Source organism: Duganella guangzhouensis (assembly GCF_009674535.1).
GTDB lineage: Bacteria > Pseudomonadota > Gammaproteobacteria > Burkholderiales > Burkholderiaceae_D > Rugamonas > Rugamonas guangzhouensis.
Genome location: NZ_WKJK01000023.1, coordinates 1 through 25,011 on the forward strand (window position 1 = coordinate 1; position 25,011 = coordinate 25,011).

The 25,011-nt window shown below is 63.7% G+C and carries 14 protein-coding genes; 2 read left to right on the forward strand and 12 right to left on the reverse strand.

Translation table 11 applies throughout. The annotated features are described in order from the left end of the window. The 9 genes from GJ699_RS29430 to wrbA all read right to left on the reverse strand — a co-directional run. Window positions 1–1,413: DEAD/DEAH box helicase (locus tag GJ699_RS29430; RefSeq protein ID WP_154382998.1), on the reverse strand; the 1,413-nt coding region annotated here is incomplete at its 3' end. 60 nt (window positions 1,414–1,473) lie between these two features. Then, complete coding sequence (locus tag GJ699_RS29435; protein WP_154382999.1) at window positions 1,474–2,559, reverse strand: threonine aldolase family protein; 1,086 nt, start codon at window positions 2,557–2,559, stop codon at window positions 1,474–1,476. Between the two features lie 21 nt (window positions 2,560–2,580). Then, window positions 2,581–4,416, reverse strand: coding sequence for an ABC transporter transmembrane domain-containing protein (locus GJ699_RS29440; RefSeq protein WP_154383000.1), 1,836 nt, complete (start codon window positions 4,414–4,416; stop codon window positions 2,581–2,583). Between the two features lie 44 nt (window positions 4,417–4,460). Beyond that, window positions 4,461–5,549 carry a lipocalin-like domain-containing protein gene (locus GJ699_RS29445; RefSeq protein WP_154383001.1) on the reverse strand — a complete coding sequence of 363 codons (1,089 nt, stop codon included), beginning with the start codon at window positions 5,547–5,549 and terminating at the stop codon, window positions 4,461–4,463. Then, entirely contained in the window at window positions 5,549–8,101 is a 2,553-nt protein-coding gene (locus GJ699_RS29450; protein ID WP_154383062.1) for an FtsX-like permease family protein, read from the reverse strand. Before GJ699_RS29450 ends, GJ699_RS29445 begins: the two co-directional genes overlap by 1 nt. Window positions 8,102–8,217: 116 nt before the next feature. Beyond that, on the reverse strand, window positions 8,218–8,649 hold the full coding sequence (locus tag GJ699_RS29455; protein WP_154383002.1) for a DUF4124 domain-containing protein: 432 nt from the start codon (window positions 8,647–8,649) through the stop codon (window positions 8,218–8,220). An 11-nt stretch (window positions 8,650–8,660) separates the two neighbouring features. Further along, a complete protein-coding gene (locus GJ699_RS29460) occupies window positions 8,661–10,067 on the reverse strand; it encodes an FAD-binding oxidoreductase (protein WP_154383003.1) in 1,407 nt (468 codons plus the stop codon). Next, complete coding sequence (locus GJ699_RS29465) at window positions 10,064–10,471, reverse strand: DUF2069 domain-containing protein (protein ID WP_154383004.1); 408 nt, start codon at window positions 10,469–10,471, stop codon at window positions 10,064–10,066. The genes GJ699_RS29460 and GJ699_RS29465 overlap by 4 nt, the downstream gene beginning before the upstream one ends. A gap of 5 nt (window positions 10,472–10,476) precedes the next feature. Next, complete coding sequence (gene wrbA / locus GJ699_RS29470) at window positions 10,477–11,082, reverse strand: NAD(P)H:quinone oxidoreductase (RefSeq protein WP_154383005.1); 606 nt, start codon at window positions 11,080–11,082, stop codon at window positions 10,477–10,479. Window positions 11,083–11,144: 62 nt separating this feature from the next. Between wrbA and GJ699_RS29475 the strand changes: the two genes are divergently transcribed. Further along, window positions 11,145–12,521, forward strand: coding sequence for a YihY family inner membrane protein (locus GJ699_RS29475; RefSeq protein ID WP_154383063.1), 1,377 nt, complete (start codon window positions 11,145–11,147; stop codon window positions 12,519–12,521). Here the strand turns inward: GJ699_RS29475 and GJ699_RS29480 are convergent. Continuing rightward, window positions 12,505–13,281, reverse strand: coding sequence for an alpha/beta fold hydrolase (locus GJ699_RS29480; RefSeq protein WP_154383006.1), 777 nt, complete (start codon window positions 13,279–13,281; stop codon window positions 12,505–12,507). The two genes, GJ699_RS29475 and GJ699_RS29480, sit on opposite strands and share 17 nt — an antisense overlap. Window positions 13,282–13,466: 185 nt before the next feature. Here GJ699_RS29480 and GJ699_RS29485 point away from each other — a divergent pair, with 185 nt between their 5' ends. Then, a complete protein-coding gene (locus tag GJ699_RS29485) occupies window positions 13,467–13,922 on the forward strand; it encodes a CBS domain-containing protein (RefSeq protein WP_154383007.1) in 456 nt (151 codons plus the stop codon). 31 nt (window positions 13,923–13,953) lie between these two features. On the opposite strand, the gene GJ699_RS34810 is transcribed toward GJ699_RS29485, so the two are convergent. Both GJ699_RS34810 and GJ699_RS29585 read right to left on the reverse strand, forming a co-directional pair. Further along, the gene (locus GJ699_RS34810; protein WP_308495543.1) at window positions 13,954–22,380 is read right to left on the reverse strand and encodes a beta strand repeat-containing protein; all 8,427 of its coding nucleotides are present in this window, start codon (window positions 22,378–22,380) and stop codon (window positions 13,954–13,956) included. A gap of 129 nt (window positions 22,381–22,509) precedes the next feature. After that, entirely contained in the window at window positions 22,510–24,771 is a 2,262-nt protein-coding gene (locus GJ699_RS29585; protein WP_154383008.1) for a putative bifunctional diguanylate cyclase/phosphodiesterase, read from the reverse strand. Window positions 24,772–25,011 lie beyond the last annotated feature (240 nt).

Genomic DNA, 25,011 nt, shown 5'->3' on the forward strand with positions numbered 1-25,011 from the left:
CGCACCGCGCCCGCCGCCATCGCCGCGCGCCGCGCCACCCGCCGCGCCACCCGCCGCGCGTCCCCCGCCGGAGGACTTGGCCGGCTTCTCTGGCGGGATGTAGGTGCCCAGCGATTCATTGCCGCCGGCAGGGCGGGCTTCCACTTTTGCTGGCTGCTTGGCGCTGACTGGCGTGGCGGCCGGGCGTTTGGCTTTGCCGGCTGCCTTGCCTGCGCCACCGGGAGCCGCAATCTTCTGCGCAGGTTGCGCGCTGCCCTTGGGCGCAGTCTCCGGCACGCGATGATCGGCCTCGAAACCGGCTTCCTCAAAGCGCGGCACAACCTGGCGTATCAGCGTTTCGATCTCACGCAGGATGTCAACCTCGTCGGCGCATACCAGCGACACCGCTTCACCGCTCATGCCAGCGCGGCCAGTACGGCCGATGCGGTGAATATAATCCTCCGCCACCGTCGGCAAATCGAAGTTCACCACCAGCGGCAGCGCTTCAATATCCAGCCCGCGCGCCGCCACGTCGGTGGCGATCAGCAGCTGCACTTCCTTGCGCTTGAAACGATCCAGCGCGCGCAGGCGTGCCGGCTGCGTCTTGTCGCCATGGATGGCGTCCGCCGTCAGCCCATGCTGCTGCAGTTCCTTGACCAGCGCCTCCGCACCCTTGCGCGTCTTGACGAACACCAGCGCCTGCGACCAACCCAGCTTGTTCAGTAGATGCAGGAACAGCTCCGGCTTGCGCCGTTTGTCAGTCGTCACCAGCCACTGCTTGACGGTCTTGGTGGCGGTATTGGCCGCCGCCACCTGAATCGACACCGGATCCTTTAGCATGCCCTTGGCCAGCTTGCGGATCTCGTCCGAGAACGTGGCCGAGAACATCAGCGTTTGACGCTGCTTCGGCAGCGCCTCCAGCAGAATATCCAGATCGCGCTCAAAGCCAAGATCCAGCATGCGGTCCGCCTCGTCCAGCACCAGCGTTTGCAGCAGTTCGAAACTGATCACACCCTGATCGTGCAGATCGATCAGACGGCCCGGCGTCGCCACCAGTACGTCGAGACCCTTGCGCAGCTTGGCGATCTGCGGCGCGATATCCACGCCGCCGTAAGCCACAGCGCTACGCAGCGGTAGATTGCCACCATAGCTGCGGAAGCTCTCGAATACCTGCTCCGCCAGTTCGCGCGTCGGCACCAGCACCAGCGCGCGTACCGCCAGCGGTCCGGTCACGCCGTCCAGCGTCAAACGCTGCAGAATCGGCAATGCAAAGCCGGCGGTCTTGCCGGTGCCGGTCTGCGCTGCCGCCATCACGTCACGGCCCGCCAGCACGGCGGGAATGGCTTGCTTCTGGACTGGCGTGGGCTGCTTGTAGCCCAGCGCGTCCAGCGTGCGCAATAAAGGATCGATCAAGCCGAGAGCGTGGAAGGTCATGGTGTATTCAGTCAAACAAAAGAGGGCGCAGTGTAGCCGGTTTGCCCGGCTTGCGCGGAATTAGTTGGCCAGCGCGTCCGACCACAGGGTCAGAATCTCGCGCACGCGCTGGTCAGGCAGATGTAGCAGATGGTCGCCGATATACAGCTCAACGAAGCTGCGTCCCGGCAGCGCCGCATGATTGGCGCCATTGAACAGCCACACGCTATGCTGCTCGGCGATGCGGTTGCGGATCTGCAGCGCGCGCTCGCGGCTCACCGGCAAATGCAGATGCAGCATATTGGCCTGCGGCTGCGCCGGATTCGGCACCAGCAGCGGATACTCGCGCAGCACCTGGTACAGCCACTGCGTGCGCTTGAAGTAGTCCGGCATCGCCGCCAGTCGGGCGTCGAACTGCATCGCCGCAGCGACGACATACGGCGTGCGCTGATAGACATTGCCGCCCTGGCGGCGATACCACTCCTGCGCCTTGGCGACAAACGCCGCGCTGCCGGCCAGCATCGCGCCACCCATGCCGCCTATGCCTTTGTACAGCGAGACGTAGACGCTGTCGAAACCGGCCGCAATCTCGACGGCGGGACGGCCGTACGCCGCAGCGGTTTCCCACAGCCGCGCGCCATCCATGTGCAGGTGAATGCCTTGTTTGCGGCAGTAGTCCTTGATGGCGCTCAGCTCATCCCAGCTTGGGCACTGGCCGCCGATCTCGCGCGCCGGCAGTTCCAGCGCGACGGCGCCCAACTGGTCGGGAATTCCCTTCAGCTCATCCAGCGTCCAGGGACGATGCGGATCACCGATCTGCAGCGCCTGAAAATGATCGAACAGCTGATGATTGCCGCGTTCATGCTTCAGAATGTGCGAGGTGGGATGCAGCGCCACCAGCTTGCTGCCGCGCTCCGCGCACGCGATGCGCAGCGCGGTGGCCTGCGTCATGGTGCCGGTGATGCAGAACAGCGCCGCCTCGAAACCCAGCAGGCGCGCTACTTTCTGCTCAAATTCCTGGATCAGCGCGCCGTTGCCGTAGACGTCGTGCAGCACGTCGCGCGCCGCGCACCAGTCGCCCATGGCCGAAAACAGCTCGGCCGGCGACGGCTGACGGTGGCCGGGCAGGTGATGGCGGCAGCTTTGTTTCAGTTCAGCGTCTGTCATGGCGTCCTCTCGAAGATACGCTCAATGCTCCACGTGCACGTGATGGAACTGCAGCGCCGCCAGATTGGCGTAAATGCCGCCCAGCGCCACTAGCGAAGCATGGGTGCCGGTTTCGACGATTTTACCGTCTTCCATCACAATGATGCGGTCCGCGCGCTGTACCGTCGCCAGGCGGTGCGCGATGATGACGGTGGTACGGCCGACCATGGCCGCTTCCAATGCCTTTTGTACCAGGCGTTCCGATTCTGCGTCCAGCGCGCTGGTGGCTTCGTCCAGCAGCAGCAGTGGCGGGTTTTTCAGCAGCGCGCGCGCGATGGCGATGCGTTGGCGCTGACCGCCGGACAGGCGCACACCACGCTCGCCCAGGAAGGATTGATAGCCCTGTGGCAGGCGCTCGATGAATTCGTGGGCGGCGGCCAGTCTGGCGGCGGCGATCACTTCCTCATCGGTGGCGTCGGCACGGCCGTAGCGGATGTTTTCCATCGCGTTGGCCGAGAAGATCACGGTATCTTGCGGCACGATGCCGATGGCGTCGCGCAGCGTGTGCAGGTCCAGCTGAGTGATGTCGACGCCATCCAGCTTGATGCTGCCGCTTTGCGGATCGTAGAAGCGCAGGAACAGCTGGAACAGCGTGGTCTTGCCGGCACCCGAAGGGCCAACCACGGCGACGGTTTCACCCGGCTTGATGTCCAGCGCCACGTGGTCCAGCGAGTTGGTTTCTGGCCGCGACGGATACGAGAACACCACGTCGTTGAGGCTCAGCGCCGCGCCGTTGGCGGCGCGCGGCGGCAGTGGAAGTGGTTGCGCCGGCGATTGGATCTTCGATTTCACCGACATCAGCTCCAGCAGGCGCTCGGTGGCGCCGGCGGCGCGCTGTGCCTCGCCCATCACCTCCGACAACGCGCCAATGGCGCCGGCCACGATGGACGCATACAGAATGAACTGGCCGAGATCACCACCGGTCATCTGGCCCGACAGCACGGCGTGCGCGCCCAGCCACAGCACGAACACGATGGCGCCGAACACCAGCAAAATCGCCAGCATGGTCAACACGGCGCGGGCGCGGATGCGGCGCATCGCGGTCTGGAACGCGCCTTCCACCGAGCCGCCGAAGCGTTGCGCTTCCAGCTTTTCGTGGGTGAAGGCTTGCACGGTTGGCATGGCGTTGAGGATTTCGCCGGCCATGGCCGAAGCGTCGGCCACACGATCCTGCGAATCGCGCGACAGCTTGCGCACGCGGCGACCGTACATCACGATCGGCAGCACGGTCAGGATCAGTAGTCCGATGATGATGGAGGACAGCTTGGCGCTGGTCACGAACAGCATCGCCAGGCCGCCGATAAACAGCAGCACGTTACGCAGCGCCATAGAGATGCTGGTGCCGACCACGGATTGAATCAGCGTGGTGTCGGTGGTGATGCGCGACAGGACTTCGCCGGTCTGCGTGGTTTCGAAGAATTCCGGCGACTGCGTCACCACGTGGTTGTAAACCGCGCTGCGGATGTCGGCCACCACGCGCTCGCCCAGCCAGGACACGGTGTAGAAGCGCGCCGCCGTGGCGAGCGCCAGAATGGTGGCCAGGCCGAACAGCGCCAGGAACACCACGTCCACGTGCTGGATGCTTTTGGTGCCGGCGCCGCCGAAACCAAGGTCGATCATCTGCTTGAAGGCGGCCGGAATCGCCAGCGTGGCGGCGGCGGCTACCACCAGCGCCACCCCGGCCATGGCGAACTGGCGCTTGTACGGCGCCAGGAACGGCGTCAGGCCGCGCAGCGTGGCGAGGCTGCCTTTTTTGAGTTCCCGTGCGGTGCTGGGGGCGACGGCGGATGGCGTGCTGGCGGTGGTGCTGTTGGTCATTGTGTAGCTGGCTACCTAACTAAATATCTTGTTTGACGTTGTTGTTACAGTTTTATTGCATCGACATAGCCGGTCAGTTCCAGATAGGCGTGGCCGGCCGGCTTGCCGTCGCGTGTCAGCGTGACGGCGCCTTCCCAGTACACGGCTCCGGTCGAGCGCCGCGAATCCAGCTCCTGATCGTCTTGTAACGGCACGATGTCCCACACGGCGTTGCCGGTGGTGAGCTGGGTCGCAACGGGGTACTCGGCGTTGGTGCGGGGCGATCGCCACCGCCTTTGCGGGGTAAATCGAACCTGATCCGGCGAAAACTGTGTGATCTTACCGGATGCGTCGCGCCATGTCGCGTGGGCCCATAGTTTAGCACCTGTCTTGCTGCGGATCTGGAAAGCCATCAGGGCGCCGCCGTCGGCCAGGTTGGCGCCGACCCAATCCCAGCCGCTGGCGTCGGGATCGACGTATTCGCTGAACCATTCGTGATCCAGCCATGCGGTGCCGCTGACCGCGACCGGGCGGCCGTTGCGTGTGATATTTCCGCTAACTTGCAGCTGCGGTTCGCTGTAGTAGTAGCTGGCCTGGCCGGGGCGCGGTCCCTTGCGCGAGTAGCCACGATCATCCTCCGGCAGCACGGCTTGTGAAGGTGCCAACTTGATGTCGAATTTGAACTGGGCGCCGTCGACGTGCACGCGGTAGCTGCCGTCGGCGGCGCGCACCATATGCCAGTCTTCCAGTTTGACGTCGGTGTCGCCGATTTTGGCGTAGGACAGGCCGAAGCCTTCGCGCGCGCTGCGCTGGTCGTGCAGCAGCTTGCCGTTGGCCGGATCGGATACTGCGGCGTGGCCGACGATCAGCTGTTTTGGCGCGAACTGGCTGGGATTGGCGCGGTCGTGGGTGGTGGCGCTGCGGAAGAAGGTCACCTGGAAGCCGAGCGGTTTGCCGTCCGGCGTATTGAGCCAGCCAGTGACGTACCACCATTCGGTTTTAAAGTCCGGATGCGCGCCATAGTCTTTAGGGACGGACAGCGCGGCGCCAGGCGGTAGCGGGACGACTGGCGCGAACGTGGGTGCGACGGCGATCGCCGGCATGGCCAGCAGCATCGCGGCCAGTGTCAGGAGGGCGCACAGGCGGCGTAACATCACCAATCCTCCCGGACGGCGCGTATTGGTCCGCCGGATAGCGCCTGACGGCCGGACAGCAACGCGGTCAGCGCGGCGGCGGCCAGCAGCAATCCGGCCACGCTGGCCAACAGCGGCCATGGCAGGTGCAGTTGCATGGTCCAGTGGAACGACTGCGGGTTGACGACGAAGACCAGTATCAGGCTGATGACCCATCCCAGCACAAAGCCGGTGGCGATGCCGAGCGCGGTGAGCGAGCCGCCTTCGATGGCGAGAATGCTCAGCACCTGGCGGCGGGTGACGCCGACATGGCGCAGCATGCCGAATTCGCGTGCCCGCGCCAGCGTTTGCGCCGAGAAGGTGGCGGCCACGCCGAACAGGCCGATGACGATGGCGATCGCTTCCAGCAGGTAGGTGATGGCGAAGCTGCGGTCGAATATTTTCATGCTCATGGCGCGGATTTGCGATGGTTCGCTGGCCTCCAGTGCGGCGGCGAAGGGCAGGCGGCGGAACGCAGCCAGCGTGTCTTCGGCTTTTGCGCCCGGCTTGAGCGTGAGTGCGACGCCGCTGACATTCTGCTGGCCGGTGATGGCACGGTAGTCGCTGAGGCGCATCTGGATGGTGCCGGTGGAACGTGCGTAATCGCGCCACACGCCGGCCACTTCGAATGCATGCTGCTGGCCGTTCAGCGGTAGCGTGATGCGCTGGCCGAGCCGCATGCCGTACAAATCCACCATCGCTTCGGATATCCAGACGGGTGGTGGCGCACCGGCGGCCGGTGTGTGTGCGGCGCCGACGATGGCGAGCGTGCGCTCAGGCGCGGCGGCATCGACGCTGCGTGCCATCAGCGCGACGGCGGGGCGGTCCGGCGCCAGCGACAGCGCGTGGGTGCTGAGGAAGTCGGCGTGATCGACGCCGGGTAGCGCGGCCAGTATGGCTTGTTCCTGCGGCCGCAGGCTGGCGGTGGCACCGGCGCTGGCGCTGCTGATGTAGATATCGGCTGGCAGCACGTGCTGCAGCCAGTCGTCAAGTGATACGCGGAAGCTGGCGACCATGATTGCCATCGCCACCATCAGGCTGAAACTGGACAGCACGCCGCCCAGCGCGATGCCGGCCTGGCTGGAGGCGTTGGCTAGGCGTGCCAGCGTCAGGGTGACTACGGCGGAGGCGTCGGGCCTGTCGGCGGTGGCGGCGCTCCAGCGCTGGTGGGCGAGGCGGAACACTGTGCCGGCTAGGCGTGGCATCAGGCCGATGGCGCCGATCAGCAGCAGCGCGATCGACAGGTAGCCGAACAGCGGCAGCTCAAACACCGGCGGTGCCTGCGACAGCAGCGCGGCCAGCGCCATGCAGGCCAGCGACGGCCACGCGCGCGACAGGCGTGACATGGCCGCTTCCTCGGTGCCGGATTTGAGGGCGATGGCTGGCTTGGCGCGGGCCGCGTCCAGTGCTGGTGCGGCGCAGCCCAGCAGCGCGACGGCGACGCCCAGCGCGAAGTAGATGGCGGCGGCCAGTGGCGTGAACTGGACTTGCGGGCGCACGCCGGAGAAGAAGCCTGCGCCGAGGTCGGCGCCCATGAAGTGCAGCGCGGTGGCGGCCAGGCCGTAGCCGGCGGCGATGCCGATGCCCGAGCCGATGATGCCGAGGCAGAGTCCTTCGAGCAGGATCTGGCGCATTAGCTGGCGGCGGTCAAGACCCAGCACGCGCAGCAGGGCGAACTGGCTGCGGCGGCGGATTACGGACAGCGCCTGTGTGGAGAACACCAGGAAGGCGCCGGTGAACAACGCCACCAGTGCCAGCACGGTGAGGTTGACGCGGTAGGCGCGGCTCATGCCTTCGTTGCGGCTGGTCTGGTCTTCGTCGTTGGGTTGATTGACGCGGAAGCGGCCGGGGTAGTCGCGTTGCAGTTCCTGTTCCAGCTGGGTCTTGAAGGCTTCACGGTTGACGCCATCGCGTAGTTTGAAGTCGATGCGGGATAGTTGGCCGAGTTTTTCGAAGCGCCACTGGGCGGCGCCGATGTCCATGATGGCGAGGCGCTGGCCGGCGCGGGCGGCGGGCACGGCGCCGGCCACGCGCAATTGCAGCTGTTTGACGCCGACCTGCACGGTGATGCGGTTGGCTGCAGGCTGCAGCCATTGCGTGGCGGCGGGTGACAGGAATACGGCGTCGTCGGCGACGATGTCGCCCAGATTACCGGCTTCCGGCTGTCCGACCAGCTCCTGTGAGATGAAGACGGCGCGCAGGGCGTCGGTGCCGATGACTTTGAGGGCGCTGCGCTGACCGGGGATGGAGGCGTCGAACTCCAGCACCGGCGAAGCCACCGCCACGCCGTCGCGCTGAGCCAGGCGGGGATAAATGGCTTCGTCGAAGAAGGCTTCGGTGCCGCGCACCTGGATGTCGGCCACGCCGGACAGTCCCTTGACGGCAGCCGAGAATTCATTGAACGCGGCGGCGTTAATCAGATGGATGGCAAAGCCGAGTGAGATGCCAACCGCGATGGCGGCCACCGCCACCAACGTCCGCACCGGATGCGCGCGCCACTCGCCCAGCAACAGCCAACGCGACAAGCGCGCCATCGACGCCGGCTCGGGCGCGCCCGCCGGTGCTGGCCCGCTTGCGCGCGCTGCGGCGGACGCCGGCGAGCCCAGGGACGGCTGCGGCGTGGCTGGCGGCGCGGGCGTGCGGTCGGACATCAGCGGGGACACTCCAGCGCCATGGCTTCGCCGGCGCGATGGGCGCGCAGGCGGGCGGCTTCGGTGGCCTGACCGGTGGCGCGGCGGGCATCTTCATCTGCCCAGCGCTTTTGCAGTTTGAGTTTGTCGCACTTTTTGCGCTGAACGGCGGCCGCCTGCGACACCCGCGCCGCTTCACGTTCCTCCCGCTCTTCGCGCTTGAGTCGCGCTTTGCTCAGTGTATCGGCCTGTTTCTGTTGACGGCGCAGCGTGGCGCCGGTGGCGGGATCGGGTGCTGGCGCGGTGGGTGCGTCCAGCGTTGCGGCTGCGGCGCCGTTGGGGCAGGGCACATCGCCGTAACTGACTTTGCCATCCACCGTGCATTTGTAGACGGCTTGCGCATACGCCACCGCTGCGGCGGACCACAGCAGCACAACTAGCAGGGTTTTCATCTCGGCCTCGTTCAAAGGATTTTACCGGGATTCATAATACCCAGCGGGTCCAATGCCGCTTTGATGGCTCGCATCATGTTGAGTTCCACCGCCGACTTGTAGTGCACCAGCTCATCGCGCTTCAGCGCGCCGATGCCGTGTTCCGCCGAAATCGAACCGTTGAAACTTTCCACGCTGTCGTACACCACGCGGCTGACCCGGTCCTGATTCGCCAGGAATTCCTCATTCGAGATGCCAGGCGGCGGCGCGACGTTGTAATGCAGGTTGCCGTCGCCCAGATGGCCGAAGCACACCAATTGGCAGCCGGGGAAAGCCGCATCCAGCTTCGGTCCGGTCACTTCGATGAAGTCCGCGATGCAGGACACCGGCAGCGAAATATCGTGCTTGAGATTCTTGCCGGCCTTGGCCTGCGCCGGCGAGATATGCTCGCGCAGCTGCCACAGCCCAGCCGATTGCGCCACCGACGACGCCACCACCGCATCCTGAATCACGCCGCGCTCCAGCGCCGCGCCGATCGCCTGCTCCAGCAAGCCCACCGCATGCTGCTCCGATTCGCTGCTCGACAATTCCAGCAGCACGTACTGCGGGTGCGGCTGCGCAAAGGGCTTGGGCAGGGCAGGGAACTGCTGCGCCACCAGCTCCAGACAATAGCGCGACATCAGCTCAAAGCCAGTCAGGCTGGCGCCGCAATGATCCTGCATCAGCACCAGCAACTGCAGCGCATCTGAAGGCGACTCCAGCGCCGCCAGCGCCGTGATGCTGGCTTTCGGCTGCGGATACAACTTCAGCACCGCGCCGGTGATTACGCCCAACGTGCCCTCGGCGCCGATGAACAGATCACGCAAATCGTAGCCAGTATTATCCTTGCGCAGACCGCGCAAGCCGCTCCAGATCTCGCCCTGCGGCGTCACCACCTCCAGCCCGAGACACAGCTCGCGCGTATTCCCGTAGCGCAGAACGCCGGTGCCGCCGGCATTGGTGGACAGATTGCCGCCGATGGTGCAACTGCCCTCGGCCGCCAGCGATAGCGGAAACAGGCAGCCCTCGGCCGCCGCCGCTTCCTGAATATGCTGCAGGATGCAGCCGGCATCCACCGTCATGGTGCGGTTGATGGGGTCAATTTTGCGGACGCGGTTGAGGCGCGCCAGCGACAGCAGCACCTGCCGGCCGCTGGTATCCGGCACGCTGCCCAGCACCAGGCCAGTGTTGCCGCCCTGTGGCACCAGCGCCACCCGATGCTCGGCGCAGGCGCGCACCAGCGCCGCTACCTCGTCCACCGAACCGGGACGCAGCACCGCCACCGCCTTGCCGGTATAACGTCCGCGCTGATCGGTGAGGAAGGACGCCATCTCGGCCGGCGTGTCCAGAACATGCGCCGCGCCGACAATCGCGCGGCACTGCGAAAGAAAATCCGTCATTTGACTGTGTTGACCTTTACCTTGTCCAGCAGCTCGCGCGCCATCTTCTTGGCGGCGCGCTTGTAGGGACGCAGATACAGCACCGCGCACACAAAGTAGACGCACACCACCGCCGCCTCGCCCCAGCCCAGCCACGAAGACAGGCTGCCGATATCGCTCCAGCCGCGCACCACGCCTTCGGTGAAGTACAGCAGTATCATCATCGAAGTCCATTGCAGCGTGTAGATGTCACGCTTCCAGACCCCGTACAGCGGCAGCAGTAGCGGCGCCGCCTTCAGCACCAGCCAGGAACCGCCTGGTTTCAAGGGCGCCAGCACCATCTCCCACAACACACACCAAACGATCAGCGTCACCAGGCTGCCGATCGCGCCCCAGTGAAAATACTTTTGCATTGTGGTTTCCATGGCGCTTATTCCTTTAGTTTGACCGCCGTCTCCGCCAATCGCTTGCCGAGCGCGATGGCCAGCCGTTTCTCATCTTCCGTGATGCTCTTCTTGCCGTCCAGTCCCGCCCAGTGACTGGCACCGTAAGGCGTGCCGCCGCTGGAAGTGGTCATCAGTTCAGGATGGGTGTAGGGCAGGCCAAGCACCATCAGGCCGTGGTGGAACAGCGGGATCATCATCGACAGCAGTGTCGATTCCTGGCCGCCGTGCAGGCTGCCGGTGGAGGTGAACACGCAGGCCGGCTTGCCCGCCAGCGCGCCGGACAGCCACTGACTGGCGGTACCGTCCCAAAAATACTTCATGGCCGAAGCCATATTGCCAAAGCGGGTAGGCGAGCCGACCGCGATGCCGGCGCATTCGGCCAGATCCTCGGGTTCGACATAGGGGGCGCCGTCGGCCGGCACCTCTGGCTCGGTGGCCTCGGCCACGCTGGACACCGCCGGCACCGTGCGCAGGCGCGCATCGCAGCCCGGCACACTCTCGATACCCTGGGCGATCAACTCCGCCAGCTTGCGGGTGGCGCCATGGCGCGAATAAAACAGAACAAGAATAGTCAGATTGGAAGGATTCATCACCGGTATTATAGGGCGCTTTGGCGGATGGTATGATTGCGACCATGTCACGATTGTCAGATATGTACGAAAAATACCTAAGACCGCTGTACCTTTACCTGTTCCGCAGCTGCCGCGGCGCCGTCCAGACTGTGCGTTCGCTGTCCTGGCTCGAAGTGCGCGACCTGTTTCTGTTTGCGCGCCGCCGCCTGCGCGAAGAAAGCCTGCCGCAAGTGGCCGGCAGCCTGACCTTCACCACCGTGTTTGCGCTGGTGCCGCTGCTGACCATCGCGCTGGCGATCTTCACCACCTTCCCGATGTTCACCACCTTCCGTCAGTCGCTCGAAGCGTATTTCGTGCAGAGCGTGATGCCGAAGTCGATTTCCAGCACCATCCTCAACTACCTGACCATGTTCGCCTCCAAGGCCACGCGGCTGTCGGCGGTGGGCGCGGTGGCGCTGATTGTGACCTCGATTGCGATGATGAATCTGATCGAGCGCGTGTTCAACCGCATCTGGCGGGTGCGCGGCGCGCGCTCCTGGAGCCGGCGCATCCTGGTCTACTGGGCGCTGATTACCGTCGGTCCGTTGTTTATCGGCGTCTCGCTGACGATGTCGTCGCAGGTGTTCATGGCCACCAGCGACCTGGTTGGCCATGTGCCGGTGCTGGGCGCGCTGATTTACACGCTGGTGTCGCTGGCGCTGACCACGGCCAGCTTCACACTGCTGTACATCGCGGTGCCGAACCGTGATGTCGACTGGCATGACGCGGCCTGGGGCGGGCTGGTGGCCGGCCTGGCGTTCGAGCTGGCCAAGCGCGGTTTCGCCATCTTCATCACCCAGTTTCCGACCTATTCCAAGATTTACGGCGCGTTGGCGGCGGTGCCGCTATTCCTGCTGTGGGTTTATTTGTCCTGGCTGATTACCTTGTTTGGCGCCTTGCTGGTGGCCGCGCTGCCAGTGGTGAAATATGAACGCTGGTGGCACGAGGCGCAGCCGGGTGGCGAGTTTGTCGACGCCATGGCCATCCTCAAGGTGCTGCACGTGGCCTGCAAATGCGGCGACACGGCCCTGGTCAGCGCTGGCCAGATCCGCAGCCGCACCCGCCTCGGATTCGATGAAATGGATAATCTGCTGGAGCGCATGATGGCCGAAGGCTGGGTCGGCCGGGTGCCGGTGCCGGCGCCGAAGCGGGTTCAGTGGGGCAAACGCGTCAGCGACGGCGCCGACCATTGGGTCATCCTGGCCAATATGGACAAGCTGACGCTGGCCGATGTCTACCGGCTGTTCGTGTTTGCCGGCATGCCGGTCAACGCCGGCGTGGTGGCAGATGGCGACGACGAGCGCGACCAGCAGGCCGCGCGTGATGCCGCGCTGCTGGCGCGCTCGGTGGAAACTGCGGTCGAAGCCGGCCTCGGCAAGACCCTGGCCGAACACTTCGGCCCTATCGATTGCCGATAAAGTTCGCCAATGCGGCGATAATCGGCCCCGATTGCTCGGCCATCAGCGCGTGGCCGCCTTCCAGCGTCAGCGTGTGAGCGTGGACGATATCGTCGATCAGCGAGCGGGCCGCGTTGGGCGGCGTCATCACATCGCCGGCGCCGAAGATGATCAGGGCAGGGCAGCGCAGGGCTTTGGCCGCCACGCCGCCGTGGTCATAGCTGTTGCAGGCCACCAGATCGGTATGCAGCAGATGTTCTGGATTCTGCTGTGCCAGCCGCAACATCAGTTCCCTCAACTCATCCAGCGAGGCGTGGCCTGGCGTATGCGACCACTTGGCCACCATGCCGATCGCGCGCGGCTCGTCGTTGCGGGCCATTTCCAGCAGCGTGTCGGCCACCCGCATCGGGAACGCGGTGCCGATCATGGCCAGATGGCTGACCCGGCGCGGCGCCGTCCCGGCCGTTTCCAGCGCGATCAACGAGCCCATGCTGTGGCCGACCAGCGCGGCCTGTTGCACGCCGGCCGCATCGAGCAGCGCCAACAGCCATTCGGCCATGGCCGGCACGCTGGTTTTGGCCGGGCCGGCACTTTGGCCGTGACCGGGCAGGTCCAACGCCAGCACGCCATAGCCTTGGGCGGCGAAGTGGCGGCTTTGCGCCGTCCACACGGAATGATCGTTCAGCGCGCCATGGATGAACACCACGGTGGGGCGGGTCGGATCGAAGTCCTGGTCGCCGGTGTCGCACCAGACTTCCGCTCCCTGTACGGTGAGTAGCATATGAGACTCCTTTCTGCGAGAATGCTACCCCTAATCGCGGCGTGGCAACAGTGCGACACAGAATGTTGTGTTTTGCTTATTCGTAGCGCTGGCTTTTTTGCCGGGCATACGCTACATTCGCTACAAGGCTAGAACAATTAGAACTCCCATTCACCGAGCTTATATCAGCGGACAGGACGGCCAACATGAAAGTCTCCGAAATTCTCCAGGTTAAAGGCTCCATCCTTTACACCATCTCCCCCGATCAACCTCTGGCGGACGCCGCCAATACCATGGCCGAGAAGGACATCGGCTCGCTGGTCGTCATGGAATTTGGCGATCTGGTGGGCATGCTGACCTTCCGTGAAGTGCTGCGCGCGCTGCACGAGAACAACGGTAATGTTGGCGCCGGCACGGTGCGCAAGCACATGGAAGATCACCCGATCACGGTGACGCCGGATACCGACGTCAACGAAGTGCGCCGCATCATGCTGGAGAAACATGCCCGCTACCTGCCGGTAATGAACGCCAAGACCATCCTCGGCGTGATCTCGTTCTACGACGTGGCGCGCGCGGTGCTGGAAGCGCAAAGCTTCGAGAACCGCATGCTGAAAGCCTATATCCGCGACTGGCCGGCCGAGGCCGAGCAAGCGGCAGACTAACGAAAACGCCACCTTCAAGGTGGCGTTTTCGTTAGATCAGCTGGTAATCCGCCGCCGTTGTGGCGGGTGTGCCGGTCAGCGTGACCAGCTGGGTTAGCTCGCCGGCACTGACCACCGCATCATCGGCGGCGGCGGTGAACAAGTACAGCGTGGTGTTGTTGCCGCTGTGGAGCGCGAACAGTACCTTGTCGCCGGCCGTGTAGGCGCCGCTGGCCGAGCCGATCGCGGCGGCGGCCGTGTTGGCGTTCAGCGTGGCCACGTTCTGGGTCAGGATCACCAGTTCCGCGTCGTTGCCGAAACCGCCGGCGCCGGCTTTCACTACCGCGTTGTCCAGCAGCAGGTCGTGGTTGCCGATATCGAACAGCGTCTGGTTCAGCGCCAGCTTGTCGATACCGCTGACGAAGTCGGTGACGGTATCGATGCCGGTTTTGGAGGCTAGCACGAACGTATCGCTGCCGGCACCGCCGGTGAGCGTGTCGGCGCCATCGCCACCGATGAGCAGGTCGTTACCGTCGCCACCCAGCAGTTTGTCGTTGCCGGCGTTGCCCACCAAGGTATCGTTGCCGGCCAGACCGCTCAGCACGTCATTACCGCTACCGCCGCTGATGACGTTGGCCAGCGCGTTGCCGCTGCCGGTGAAGGCGCTGCTGCCGTTGAAGCTCAGATCATCCACTTCCGCCGCCAGCGTGTAGCTGGCGATGCCCTTGACGATGACGCTGTCATGGCCGCCGCCGGCCAGTTCGGTGATGGCATCGCCGGTATTGTCGACATAATAGGTGTCGTCGCCGCTACCGCCGATCAGTTTGTCGGCCCCGGTTCCGCCGTCCAGCGTGTCGTTGCCGGCGCTGCCGTTGAGCGTGTTGGCGGCGGCGTTGCCGGTCAGGATGTTGTCCAGCGCGTTGCCGATCAGGTTGACTACGACACTGCTGCTGGCCGTGACCACGCCGTTTTCGACGTTGTCGGCCAGCGTGTAGGTCAGGGCTTTGGTGGCGGCGACATTGACCGTGTCCGTGCCTTCGTTGCTGTTTTCGATCACCAGGTCGCCGGCCTGGTCGACTACGTAAGTGTCGTCGCCATCGCCACCGGCCATGGTGTCGGCGCCGGCGCCGCCATCGATGGTGTCATTGGTATCGCCGCCGTTCAGGTTATCGTTGCCGATGCTGGCGGTGTTGAGCACCACATCGTTCAGTCCCAGCGCGCCATCGGCAAACTGGAATTGCTCGACGTTGCGCGCGGTGATGCTTTCGTGGGTGATGGTGTTGACCAGCACCACGTCGGTGGCGTTCGGACGGCTGCGCGCATAGTCGGCGAAGTTGCCGGCCAGTTTGAGCGTATCGTTGCCGTTGCCGCCGTCCACCACATCGATGCCGCTGCCGGCGTTCAGCACGTCGGCGCCGTCGCCGCCCAGCAGCGAATCGTTACCGGTGCCGCCGTTGAGCGTGTCGTCGCCGGCCAGGCCGCTCAGCGTGTCGTTACCGTTGCCGCCGGTGATGGCGTTGGCCAGGGCGTTGCCGGTGCCGGCAAAGGCGACGCCGCCGGTGTAGACCAGGTTTTCAACGAAGGCGCTCAGCGTGTATTTGGTGAGTGAGGTGTCGACGCGGTCGTTGCCCTGTCCGTCCAGTTCGGTGACGGTGTCACCGGCGTTGTCGACCTTGTAGACATCGTCGCCCAGGCCGCCGCTGAGCTTGTCGGCGCCGGTGCCGCCGTCCAGCGTATCGTTGCCGGCGTTGCCGATTAGTGTGTTGGCGGCAGCGTTGCCGGTCAGCAGATTGTCCAGCGCGTTGCCGGTGAGGTTGACTGCCACCGAGGCGGCAGCCGTCACGCTCGCGTTCTCTACGTTGGCCGCCAGCGTGTAGGTGAGGGCTTTGGTGTAGGCCAGCTGCACCGTGTCCGTGCCTTCGCCGGCGGCTTCGATGACGACGTCGCCGGCGTCGTCCACCACATAGGTGTCGTTGCCCTGGCCGCCGGTCAGAGTGTCGGCACCAGTGCCGCCGTCCAGCGTATCGGCGCCGCTGGTGCCGCTCAGATTGTCATTACCGACGCTGCGGATGTTCAGCTGCACATCGGCGATGGCCTTCAGGTCGCCGTTGAAGCCGACGTATTCGACATTGCGCAGGGTCAGGCTCTCGCCGGTGATGGTGTTGACCAGCACGGTGTCGGTGGCGTTCGGGCGGGTGATCTTGTAGTCGGCAAAGTCACCCAGCGCGGTCACGGTATCATTACCTGCGCCGCCGTCGAGGATGTTGGCGCCGATGCCGCCATCGAGCAGATCGTCGCCATCGCCACCCAGCAGCGAGTCGTTGCCGGCGCCGCCGCGCAGCGTGTCGTTGCCGGCCAGGCCGGACAGCGTGTCGTTGCCAGCGCCGCCTTCGATCAGGTTGGCCAGCGCGTTGCCGGTGCCGCTGAAATTGCCGGTGGCCGGCCCTTTGAGGTTTTCCACGTTGGCGGTCAGCGTGTAGCTGGACAGCGTGGTGCGCACGCTGTCCGTGCCTTCGCCGGCCGCTTCGGTGACGCTGTCGCCGCTGTTGTCGACGTAATATAGGTCATCACCAGTGCCGCCAACGAGCTTGTCCGCGCCCGCACCACCGTCCAGTGTGTCATTCCCAGCGCCACCAGTCAGACTGTTGGCCGCGCCGTTGCCGGTCAGGATGTTGTCAAGGGCATTGCCGGTGATATTGACTGCCACAGTGGTGGCTGCCGTCACGACGGCGTTTTCAACGTTGTCATCCAGCGTGTAGTTACCAGCAACCTTGAATGCCAGTTCGGCGGTGTCCGTGCCTTCGTTGTTGTTTTCCTTGATGACGTCCTTGCCGTTGTCGAGGATGTAGCGGTCATCACCCCGGCCGCCGAGCATGGTGTCATTGCCGGCGAGGCCGTTCAGTATGTCGTTGCCGTCAGTGCCGGTCAGGTAGTCATCACTGTCACTGACTTGATTGAGGATGAGCTCGGCCACGGTTTTGCTGCCGTCTGTGAAGACCAGATTTTCGATATTGGTCAAGGTCAGACGCTCGTCGTTATAGATGTGGGACAGATAGAGTTTACCGCCGCTGCGGCTCAGATCGTAGGAGTCCTGATAGCCCAGCAGGACCAGCGTATCAGTGCCGTCGCCACCGTCTATTGTGTCAGCGCCGCCCATGCCGTATAGGGTGTCATCGCCGCTGCCACCGCTAAGGGAGTCGTTGCCATAGGCACCGCTGATCTCGTTGGCCAGTTCGTTGCCGTTGCCGGTAAAGTTTGCTTTACCGGTATAGACAAGATTTTCGACGTTAGCACTCAGCGTATACTTGGCCAGCGCTGTGAGCACCGTGTCGTGGCCCTCGCCGCTCAATTCCGTGACCACATCGCCGGCATTGTCGACCAGATAGGTGTCGTCGCCGCTGTTGCCGCTCATTTTATCCGCGCCGGCGCCGCCGTCCAGCGTATCGTTGCCTGCGCCACCAAGCAGAATGTTGGCGGCGGCATTACCGGTCAGATTGTTGTCGAGGGCGTTGCCGGTCAGGTTGACGGCAGTGCCGGCAGCGGACATCACTATGGCTGCTTCGACGTTGTCGTTCAATAGGTAGGTACCGGCGGCCGTGTAGGCTACCCGGACCAGATCCATCCCTTGGTCAGCAGCCTCGACGACACGGTCGGCACTGCTGCGCAAAATGTAGGTGTCGTTACCGTCCCCGCCACTCAGAGTGTCGCCGCCACCGCCGCCGTCCAGCGTGTCGTCCCCGCGATTGCCGCTGATCAGATTGGCGGCGCTGTTTCCGGTGCCGCGGAAGGCGTCGGAGCCCGTGTATTGCAGCGCCTCGACATTGACGCCCAGCGTGTAACTAGCCAGCGCGGTCTGCACGGTGTCGGTGCCGCCTTTTGCCTGCTCGACGATGATGGCGCGTTGATCAGTGATCACGTAGACGTCGTCGCCGGTGCCGCCGATCAGCGTGTCGGCGCCGCCGCCGCCGACCAGGGTGTCGTCGCCAGCGCCGGCTTCAAAGCGCTCGTCGATATCAAACCCATATAGCTGATCTGCGCCAAGGCTGCCGTAGTATTCACCCGGGGCGGTCGTGATGCCTGCGAGATTAGCGTTGGTGATGGCGCTGAGTTTCACATTATCCAGCGTGACCAGCGTGTATGCCTGCTCTCGGCCGTTGCCATCCGGGTCGAACTGAACCAGCACGGCACTGCCTTGCTGCACCAGCCGCAAGTAGCCGCTGGCGATGGCGTCCAGTGTTTGCTGGCCGCTCAGGCCGCGGCTCTGGTATAGCTGGTGCAAGTCCAACAGATCGCCACCGGCGCCGGCACTAAAGTCGGTAACGTGGTAGTTGGCGTTGACCAGTCCATCCGCAAAGGCATAGGTGTCGCGGCCAGCGCCGCCGCTGGCCAACAGTTGGCCGCCACCGAATGTGTCGATGGTCACCAGGATACTGTCGTTGCCGGCGCCTCCTTCGATGCGGACCGTGCCTCCCTGTGACGCAATGGGCTGGTCGATGACGAAGGTATCGTCGCCGTCGTCGCCGAGCATGGTGACGTTATCGCCATGGAAGGCCGCATACAAGGTGTCGTTGCCGGCACCGCCCTGCATCAGACCGCTTCCAGCCACGTCACCGAGAATGTCGTTACCGTTGCCACCCGATAGCGTGTCGTCGCCGACCCCACCTTCCATTGTGTCGTCACCATCGCCGCCGCTGATCGTGTCATTGAAGTAGCCGCCGATCAGCTTATCGTTGCCATTGGTGCCCTCGATTAGCAGCCCGGGCACCGTGCCGCCTTTGGGATTGGCACCTGGCATGTTCTGCGCGGTCAGGTCGCCTACCTGCACATTGCGCAAGATGGCGACTGTGTTCACGAAGCTGTCGTACACATGGAGGTTATTGAACTGCAGCAGCACGTCGGTGCCCTGTTGTACTAAACGCAAGATACCAAGATCAATTGGGTTGCCACCGTCGTAATAACCCCACCAGATTGCCCAGTCCATCAGATGGCTGATGTCGATGATGTCACCGCCGTCGCCGGCCTGGAAATCACGGATGTCCACATACCCGGTGACCCCGTAGAAGGAGCTGAGTTCGTAGGTGTCGCGACCATCGCCACCGGTGAGTACGGCATTGCAGCCGGTGCCGCTCAGGTAGACCAGGAAGTGATCGTCGCCGCTGCCGCCATCGGCCACGCTGGCGTGGCCGACTTGGCCGGCGCGCAGGTCGAACTGATCATTGCCGGCGCCACCTTCAAAGGTGTCATTCAGGCCCTCGGCGTTGCCGAACAGGGTGTCGTTGCCGGCGCCACCTTGCAGCAAGTTGCTGCCGCTATCACCGTTCAGCCTGTCGTTGCCGGCGCCGCCGATCAGGGTATCGTTGCCATTGCCGCCGTAGAGGGCATCGCCGTGGCCGGTATCGTCGCCACTACCCGCCTGTAACAAGTCGTCGCCCCCGCCGCCAACCAGTGTATTGACGCCACTGCTGCCCGTCAGCGTATCGTTATACCGGCTGCCTTGCAGCGCTTGATCAGGGCCGCTGGCATGCAGATCAAGTCCGCTGAGCGGCGAGCCGTCTGGTTTCAAGCCATCGACAAAGTTCGCGCTGGTCAGACTGTTGGCCTGGACATTGTCCAGCGTGAGCACGGTCATGTAGCCGGACTTGCCATCGCTGCTGAGCTGTAGCAGGGTGTCGGCACCGTTTTGCACCAGGCGCACGTAGGCGGCGCCGGAGGCGAACGGATTGCCGCCGGTCCACGCCGTCCTGCCGACCAGTGCGCTGCCCAAGTCAATCTTGTCGCCGTCACCAATGGAGAAATCGCGCACGTGGATGCCGCCACTGGACGCAGCGCTGGAGCTGTCGGGATAATCGGCCAACGGACGGTAAACATCGCTGCCGGCGCCTCCGGTGAGAAGCTTCGGGGCGGTGCCGCCGCGATAGAGGATGAAGATATCGTTGCCGTCGCCGCCGTCTAGCGTGTCGCTGTCTGCCGCCTCCTCGTCGGTCAGGTAGAAGGTATCGTCGCCAGCCTCGCCTTGCAGCAGGTCGTTGCCGCTGCCGCCGCTCAGGGTGTCGTTACCGGCGCCACCTTGCAGCAAATCATTGCCTGTGCCGCCATACAGTGAATCCTTGCCAGCGCCGCCGATCAGCGTGTCGCGGCCGCTACCTCCGTTCAGGCTGTCGCCGCTCCCGTCGCCAGCGCGTAGCAGATCCGCGCCGCCATTGCCGTACAGCGCATCGCCACCGTTGACGCCGCTGAGAGTATCGTCGTAACCAGTGCCATTCAAGACGTGGAACGTCACGGTGGCGGTGGTGGCGTTGATTCCGGGTACGCCGGTGCCGTCGGGCCTGATGTTGCCGACAAAGTTGTCGCTAGTCAGACTGTTCTTGTCGACGTTTTGCAGCCGTAGCACGGTGTAGTAGGGAGTGTCGGACCATGTGGGGTTGTTGATGCAGAGTTGGAGCAGCGTGTCGGCACCTGCTTGCACCAGGCGAGCGTAGGGGAGTTCTTCCTGGAAGGGATTCCCTTTAGTGAACCCGGTGGTCAGTAAGATTTTGCTCAAATCGATTTGATCGCCGCCTGCGCCAACCGCAAAGTCGGTGACGGTGACGTCCGCCGAACTTAGCGCGCCGGGATAATAGCTGCGGGCAACTGGCTGGTAGACGTCGCGGCCGGCGCCGCCGGTGAGCACGGACGTTGCGTTGGCAGCAGTCGGCCCGTAGCTGAACCAGTCGTCGCCATCACCACCGAACGCGATTTTGTTGCCATTGCCGTAGGTGTTGGCGATGTGGAGGGTATCGTTGCCGGCGCCGCCCAGGAGCAGATCGTTGCCGTCGCCGCCATCGAGGTCATCATCACCGTCGCCACCGCTGAGCGTGTCGTCGCCACTATCGCCGCGCAGCGTGTCATTACCTGCAGCTCCGTTCAAGGTGTCGTTGCCATCGCCGCCGCTGAGATTGTCACCTCGGCTGCCGGAGGAGGAGGAGCCCGCCTGCAACAGGTCGGCGCCACCGTCGCCGAACAGCTCGCTGCCCCCGCCAGCGGCACCTGTCAATTCATCGTCAAAGCTGGTGCCATGCAACGGACCGCCATTGGCAACCGCTACCAGCCCACGCATTGCGGAGCCGTCGGGCGCCAAGTGGTCGACAAAATTGTCGCTGGTCAGTTTGTTGGCTTCGACGTTTTGCAGGGTCAGCACGGTGACGAAGCCTATATTGCGACCGCTCGGGCCATCGATGTCGACCTGTACCAAAGTGTCTGCACCGGACTGGATCAGCCGAACAAATCCATTGGCGGGGCTGAACGGATTGCCGCCCTGATAGTGGACGTATAGGCTATTCAATAGCGGCATGAGATCGACCTGATCACCGCCTTCGCCTGCGGTAAAGTCGGTAACGGTCAGCTTGGCCGACAGCACGTCGTCGTAGTTGTTGCCAGGCATGGGCCGATACACGTCTTGGCCGCCGCCGCCGCTGGCTTGCGCCGTGCCGTAGGCGATGAACAGATCGTCACCTTCGCCACCGAGCATGGTATCGTGGCTGCCGCTGGTCATTGTGGTGTAGAACACATCATTGCCATCCCCGCCGTCGAACAGATTGTTGCCCTGGTCGCCGTAAAGGGTGTCGTTGCCGGCGCCGCCATGCAAGCTGTCGTTGCCATAGCCGCCATGTAACTCTTCATTGCCGTCGCCGCCAGCGATCAGGTCGTCACCACCATCGCCGTAAAAGCGATTATCAGCGCCGTTGCCACTTAGCGTGTCATTGAAGGATGTCCCGTAATAGGACTGCGGCGTGGCGGCGGTGGCGCTCTGGTTGACGCCTGTGATGGCGCTGCCGTCGGGTGCCCAACCACCGACGAAGTTGGCGCTGGTCAGGCTAGCGGCCTTCACGTTTTTCAACAACAGGATGGTGGACACGGTGTTGTCTGAATACGGCAGCCCCTGTACCGCAGTGTCTGCCCCGATCTGAACCAGCTTCAACTCGCCGCTAGCGAACGGATTGCCGCCGTTGTAGCCGTTGTAGTTGGTGCCGTAGATATTGGCGTGTTCTAGGTAAATGCTGTGCAAATCGATACGATCACCGCCGGCACCGGCGGCGAAATCGGTGATCGTCATCGCGATGTAACTGACGCCGTTGGAGCGGACGGCATAGGTATCAACCCCGGCGCCTCCGGTGACGGTCGGCGGCGTTGCTGTCTTCGATGAGCCAAAGGTCAGATTGAACGTGTCATCGCCCGCACCCGCATCGATTTTGACCACGGTGTCGAGCAAGGGACCATAGTTGAATTCCAGGTTGAAGGTGTCGTTACCGGCACCGCCGAGCATGGTGTCGGCGCCAGTTTGTTCGTTGGCAGAGAATAGATCGTCGCCCTCGCCGCCATCGAGGAGGTCAGCACCGGCACCGCCGATGAGCGTGTCATTGCCACTGAGGCCCTGCAACGTATCGTTGCCGTTGCTGCCCACCAAAATGTCGTCGCCCGAAGTTCCTTTATATCCCGCCATGTTTCTTTACTTAAATTTACAGATGTAAAGAATGATAACATGCAACTAAGTTAATCAATCTATCAATTTCTCACGGCTAATAGAAAAAGCCGCGACCAGCGCGGCTTGTTTCATAGGGAGCAGGGGAGTTTAGGCGGCGCCCTCTAATGCGTCGTTGCTGAGCCAGCCGTTGAGGGCGGTGGCGGTCATCGGGCGGGCGAACAGGAAGCCTTGGGCCAGCGGGCAACCCAGCGATTGCAGGATTTGCGCCTGGCGTTCGTCCTCGACGCCTTCGGCGATCACCGCCAGGCCGAGGTTGCGGCCGAGCTGAATCACCATTTCGGCGATGCTGCTGCCGCGCGCCGAGCCAGTGATTTCGGTGACGAAGGCGCGGTCGATCTTGAGGCGGTCAATCTGCAGCCGCTGCAGGTACGACAGCGACGAGAAGCCGGTGCCGAAGTCGTCAATGGCGATGCTGACCCCGGTCTGTTTGATCTGGCCCAGCATCTTGATCAGTAGATCCGGCTCTTCCATGGCCATCGATTCGGTGATTTCCAGTTCGATGTGTTCGGGCGGGGCGCCGGTGTCGTCCAGCGCGCGCTTCAGCATCTCGAGGAATAGCGGGTGGCGGAATTGCACCTGCGAGACGTTGATCGACATCATGAAGTTGTGGTGGCCTGCCGCGCGCAGGTCGACCAGCTCGCGGCAGGCGGTGCGCATCACCCATTCGCCGAGGTCGATAATCAGGCCGGAATACTCGGCGATCGGGATGAAACGGTCGGGCGAGATGAATTTGCCGTCCGGCGTCTGCCAGCGCAGCAGCGCCTCGGCGCCGACCGGGCGTCGCGTCACCAGGTCGATCTGCGGCTGGTAGACCACGAACAGCTGGTTCTGGCCAAACGCGGTGCGCAGCGCGTGCATCATGCGCACCCGCTCGCGGATCTCGACGCCCATTGAACGCGAGAAGTAGAAGTGGCCGGCGCGCTGCTGCGATTTGGCGCGTTTCAGCGCGATGTCGGCGTCCTTCAGCGCATCGGCGCCGCTGCCTTCGTGTTCGCCCAGCCGCACCAGGCCCAGCGTGGCCGACAGTTGTACTTCCTGGCCGTCAATGCTGAAGCCGCGCTGGAACAGGCCGAGGATGTTGCCGGGATTGACTTGCTCCGAACCACCCAGTACGGCGAAAATGTCGCCGCCGATGCGCGCCACGGTGATGTGCTCGCCCAGTTCGGTCTGCAGGCGGGCGGCGACCGCCACCAGCAGCAGATCGCCGAACTGGTGGCCGAGCGCGTCGTTGGTTTCGGCGAAGTGATCGAGGTCGACCAGCGACAGCGTGGCCTCGTCGCGCGCCGGGCCGTCCAGCGCGTCGTCGAGGATTTCGATCAGGCGGGTTCGGTTGGGCAGCTTGGACAGCTGGTCGTAAAACGCGGCGTTGTGCAGATGCGTGACCAGCTCAACGTTGTCGAGGCCGACCGCGACGTTGCTGCAAAACACTTCCAGCAGGCGCTGGTCGATGTCGCTGACGGTGCGCGGCACGTCGAGGAAGGCGACGAAGTCGCGGCTGGCCTTGCCGGCGAAGTACAGCACCACGTAATCTGGGCCGTACAGATTGTTGCGCTGGGCCAGCGCCTGTTCCAGCGCGGCGTGGATACGCGGGTCTTCGCGCACGGTCAGGGTGATGTTGTCGAGGTGGCGGAAGGTGCCGGCGGTGGCCATCACCATCAGTTCGTGGCAACCGTCGTCCGGACATTCCTGCACGCACAAGGCTCCGTTGGCGTCCAGCCCCAGCAGGTCGCCGATCTGGGTCAGCACGCCGGCCGCGAAGTTTTGCACGCCGTGCAGCGTCATCAACTGGGTGCTGGCGTGGACGATCTGGTTCAGGCCGCGCCGGCTATCCTCGATCTTGCGGATTTGTTCGTAGGAGCGGATCGCCGCCGTCACCGTGGTGAACAGCTTGATGCGGGTCAGCTCGGACTTGGTTTTGTAATCGTTGATGTCGAAATCGCGGATGGCGTCGATTTCCGGCGCGTAGCCGGGCTGGCCGGTGCGCAGGATGATGCGCACGTCGTGCAGCTTCAGCGTTTCGCGGATGTAGCGCACCAGGTGCAGGCCGGCGTCATCCTGTTCCATCACCACGTCGAGCAGGATGACAGCGATTTCAGATTCGTGTTTGAGTAGTTCGCGCGCCTGGCCGGCCGAGTAGGCGTGCACGAATTCGAGCGGGCGATGTTGCATGTCGAGATTGCCGAGCGCGAAGGTGGTGGTCGAGTGCACATCTTCGTCGTCATCGATGATCATCACGCGCCAGACGTTGCGCGTCCCTGCCGGACCAGGCGCTGCCGGATGCTCGTCCAAGAAAACCAAATCGTCTTGATCATCCGTGGATTGCTCAAGAGGTGTTACCGGTGGGGCCATGTGTAGCTTCTCCAGGATTTCTCGGTGTTCTTGCGGTTAAGTATATAGCGAATTGTCAAAAAGAACGCACTTTTCCCGCGCTGAAGACCGCGCGCGGCGGGCCGATGTGCAAGTTGCACCATACTTGTATCAAAAGAATGATATTTTACCAAGCGAAACTTGCCTTGTGGAAATTATTATGCAGCCATCCCGCCACAGGGCGCTGACTGGTAAAATGGGGAACTTTCCACCTTTTTCCGA

Excerpts from the sequence above, each read along its gene's own strand:
- GJ699_RS29435 (WP_154382999.1), bottom strand. The coding sequence starts at position 2,559 with ATGACAGACGCTGAACTGAAACAAAGCTGCCGCCATCACCTGCCCGGC.
- GJ699_RS29440 (WP_154383000.1), bottom strand. The coding sequence starts at position 4,416 with ATGACCAACAGCACCACCGCCAGCACGCCATCCGCCGTCGCCCCCAGC.
- GJ699_RS29445 (WP_154383001.1), bottom strand. The coding sequence starts at position 5,549 with ATGTTACGCCGCCTGTGCGCCCTCCTGACACTGGCCGCGATGCTGCTG.
- GJ699_RS29450 (WP_154383062.1), bottom strand. The coding sequence starts at position 8,101 with ATGGCGCGCTTGTCGCGTTGGCTGTTGCTGGGCGAGTGGCGCGCGCAT.
- GJ699_RS29455 (WP_154383002.1), bottom strand. The coding sequence starts at position 8,649 with ATGAAAACCCTGCTAGTTGTGCTGCTGTGGTCCGCCGCAGCGGTGGCG.
- GJ699_RS29460 (WP_154383003.1), bottom strand. The coding sequence starts at position 10,067 with ATGACGGATTTTCTTTCGCAGTGCCGCGCGATTGTCGGCGCGGCGCAT.
- GJ699_RS29465 (WP_154383004.1), bottom strand. The coding sequence starts at position 10,471 with ATGGAAACCACAATGCAAAAGTATTTTCACTGGGGCGCGATCGGCAGC.
- wrbA (WP_154383005.1), bottom strand. The coding sequence starts at position 11,082 with ATGAATCCTTCCAATCTGACTATTCTTGTTCTGTTTTATTCGCGCCAT.
- GJ699_RS29475 (WP_154383063.1), top strand. The coding sequence starts at position 11,145 with ATGTACGAAAAATACCTAAGACCGCTGTACCTTTACCTGTTCCGCAGC.
- GJ699_RS29480 (WP_154383006.1), bottom strand. The coding sequence starts at position 13,281 with ATGCTACTCACCGTACAGGGAGCGGAAGTCTGGTGCGACACCGGCGAC.
- GJ699_RS29485 (WP_154383007.1), top strand. The coding sequence starts at position 13,467 with ATGAAAGTCTCCGAAATTCTCCAGGTTAAAGGCTCCATCCTTTACACC.
- GJ699_RS34810 (WP_308495543.1), bottom strand. The coding sequence starts at position 22,380 with ATGGCGGGATATAAAGGAACTTCGGGCGACGACATTTTGGTGGGCAGC.
- GJ699_RS29585 (WP_154383008.1), bottom strand. The coding sequence starts at position 24,771 with ATGGCCCCACCGGTAACACCTCTTGAGCAATCCACGGATGATCAAGAC.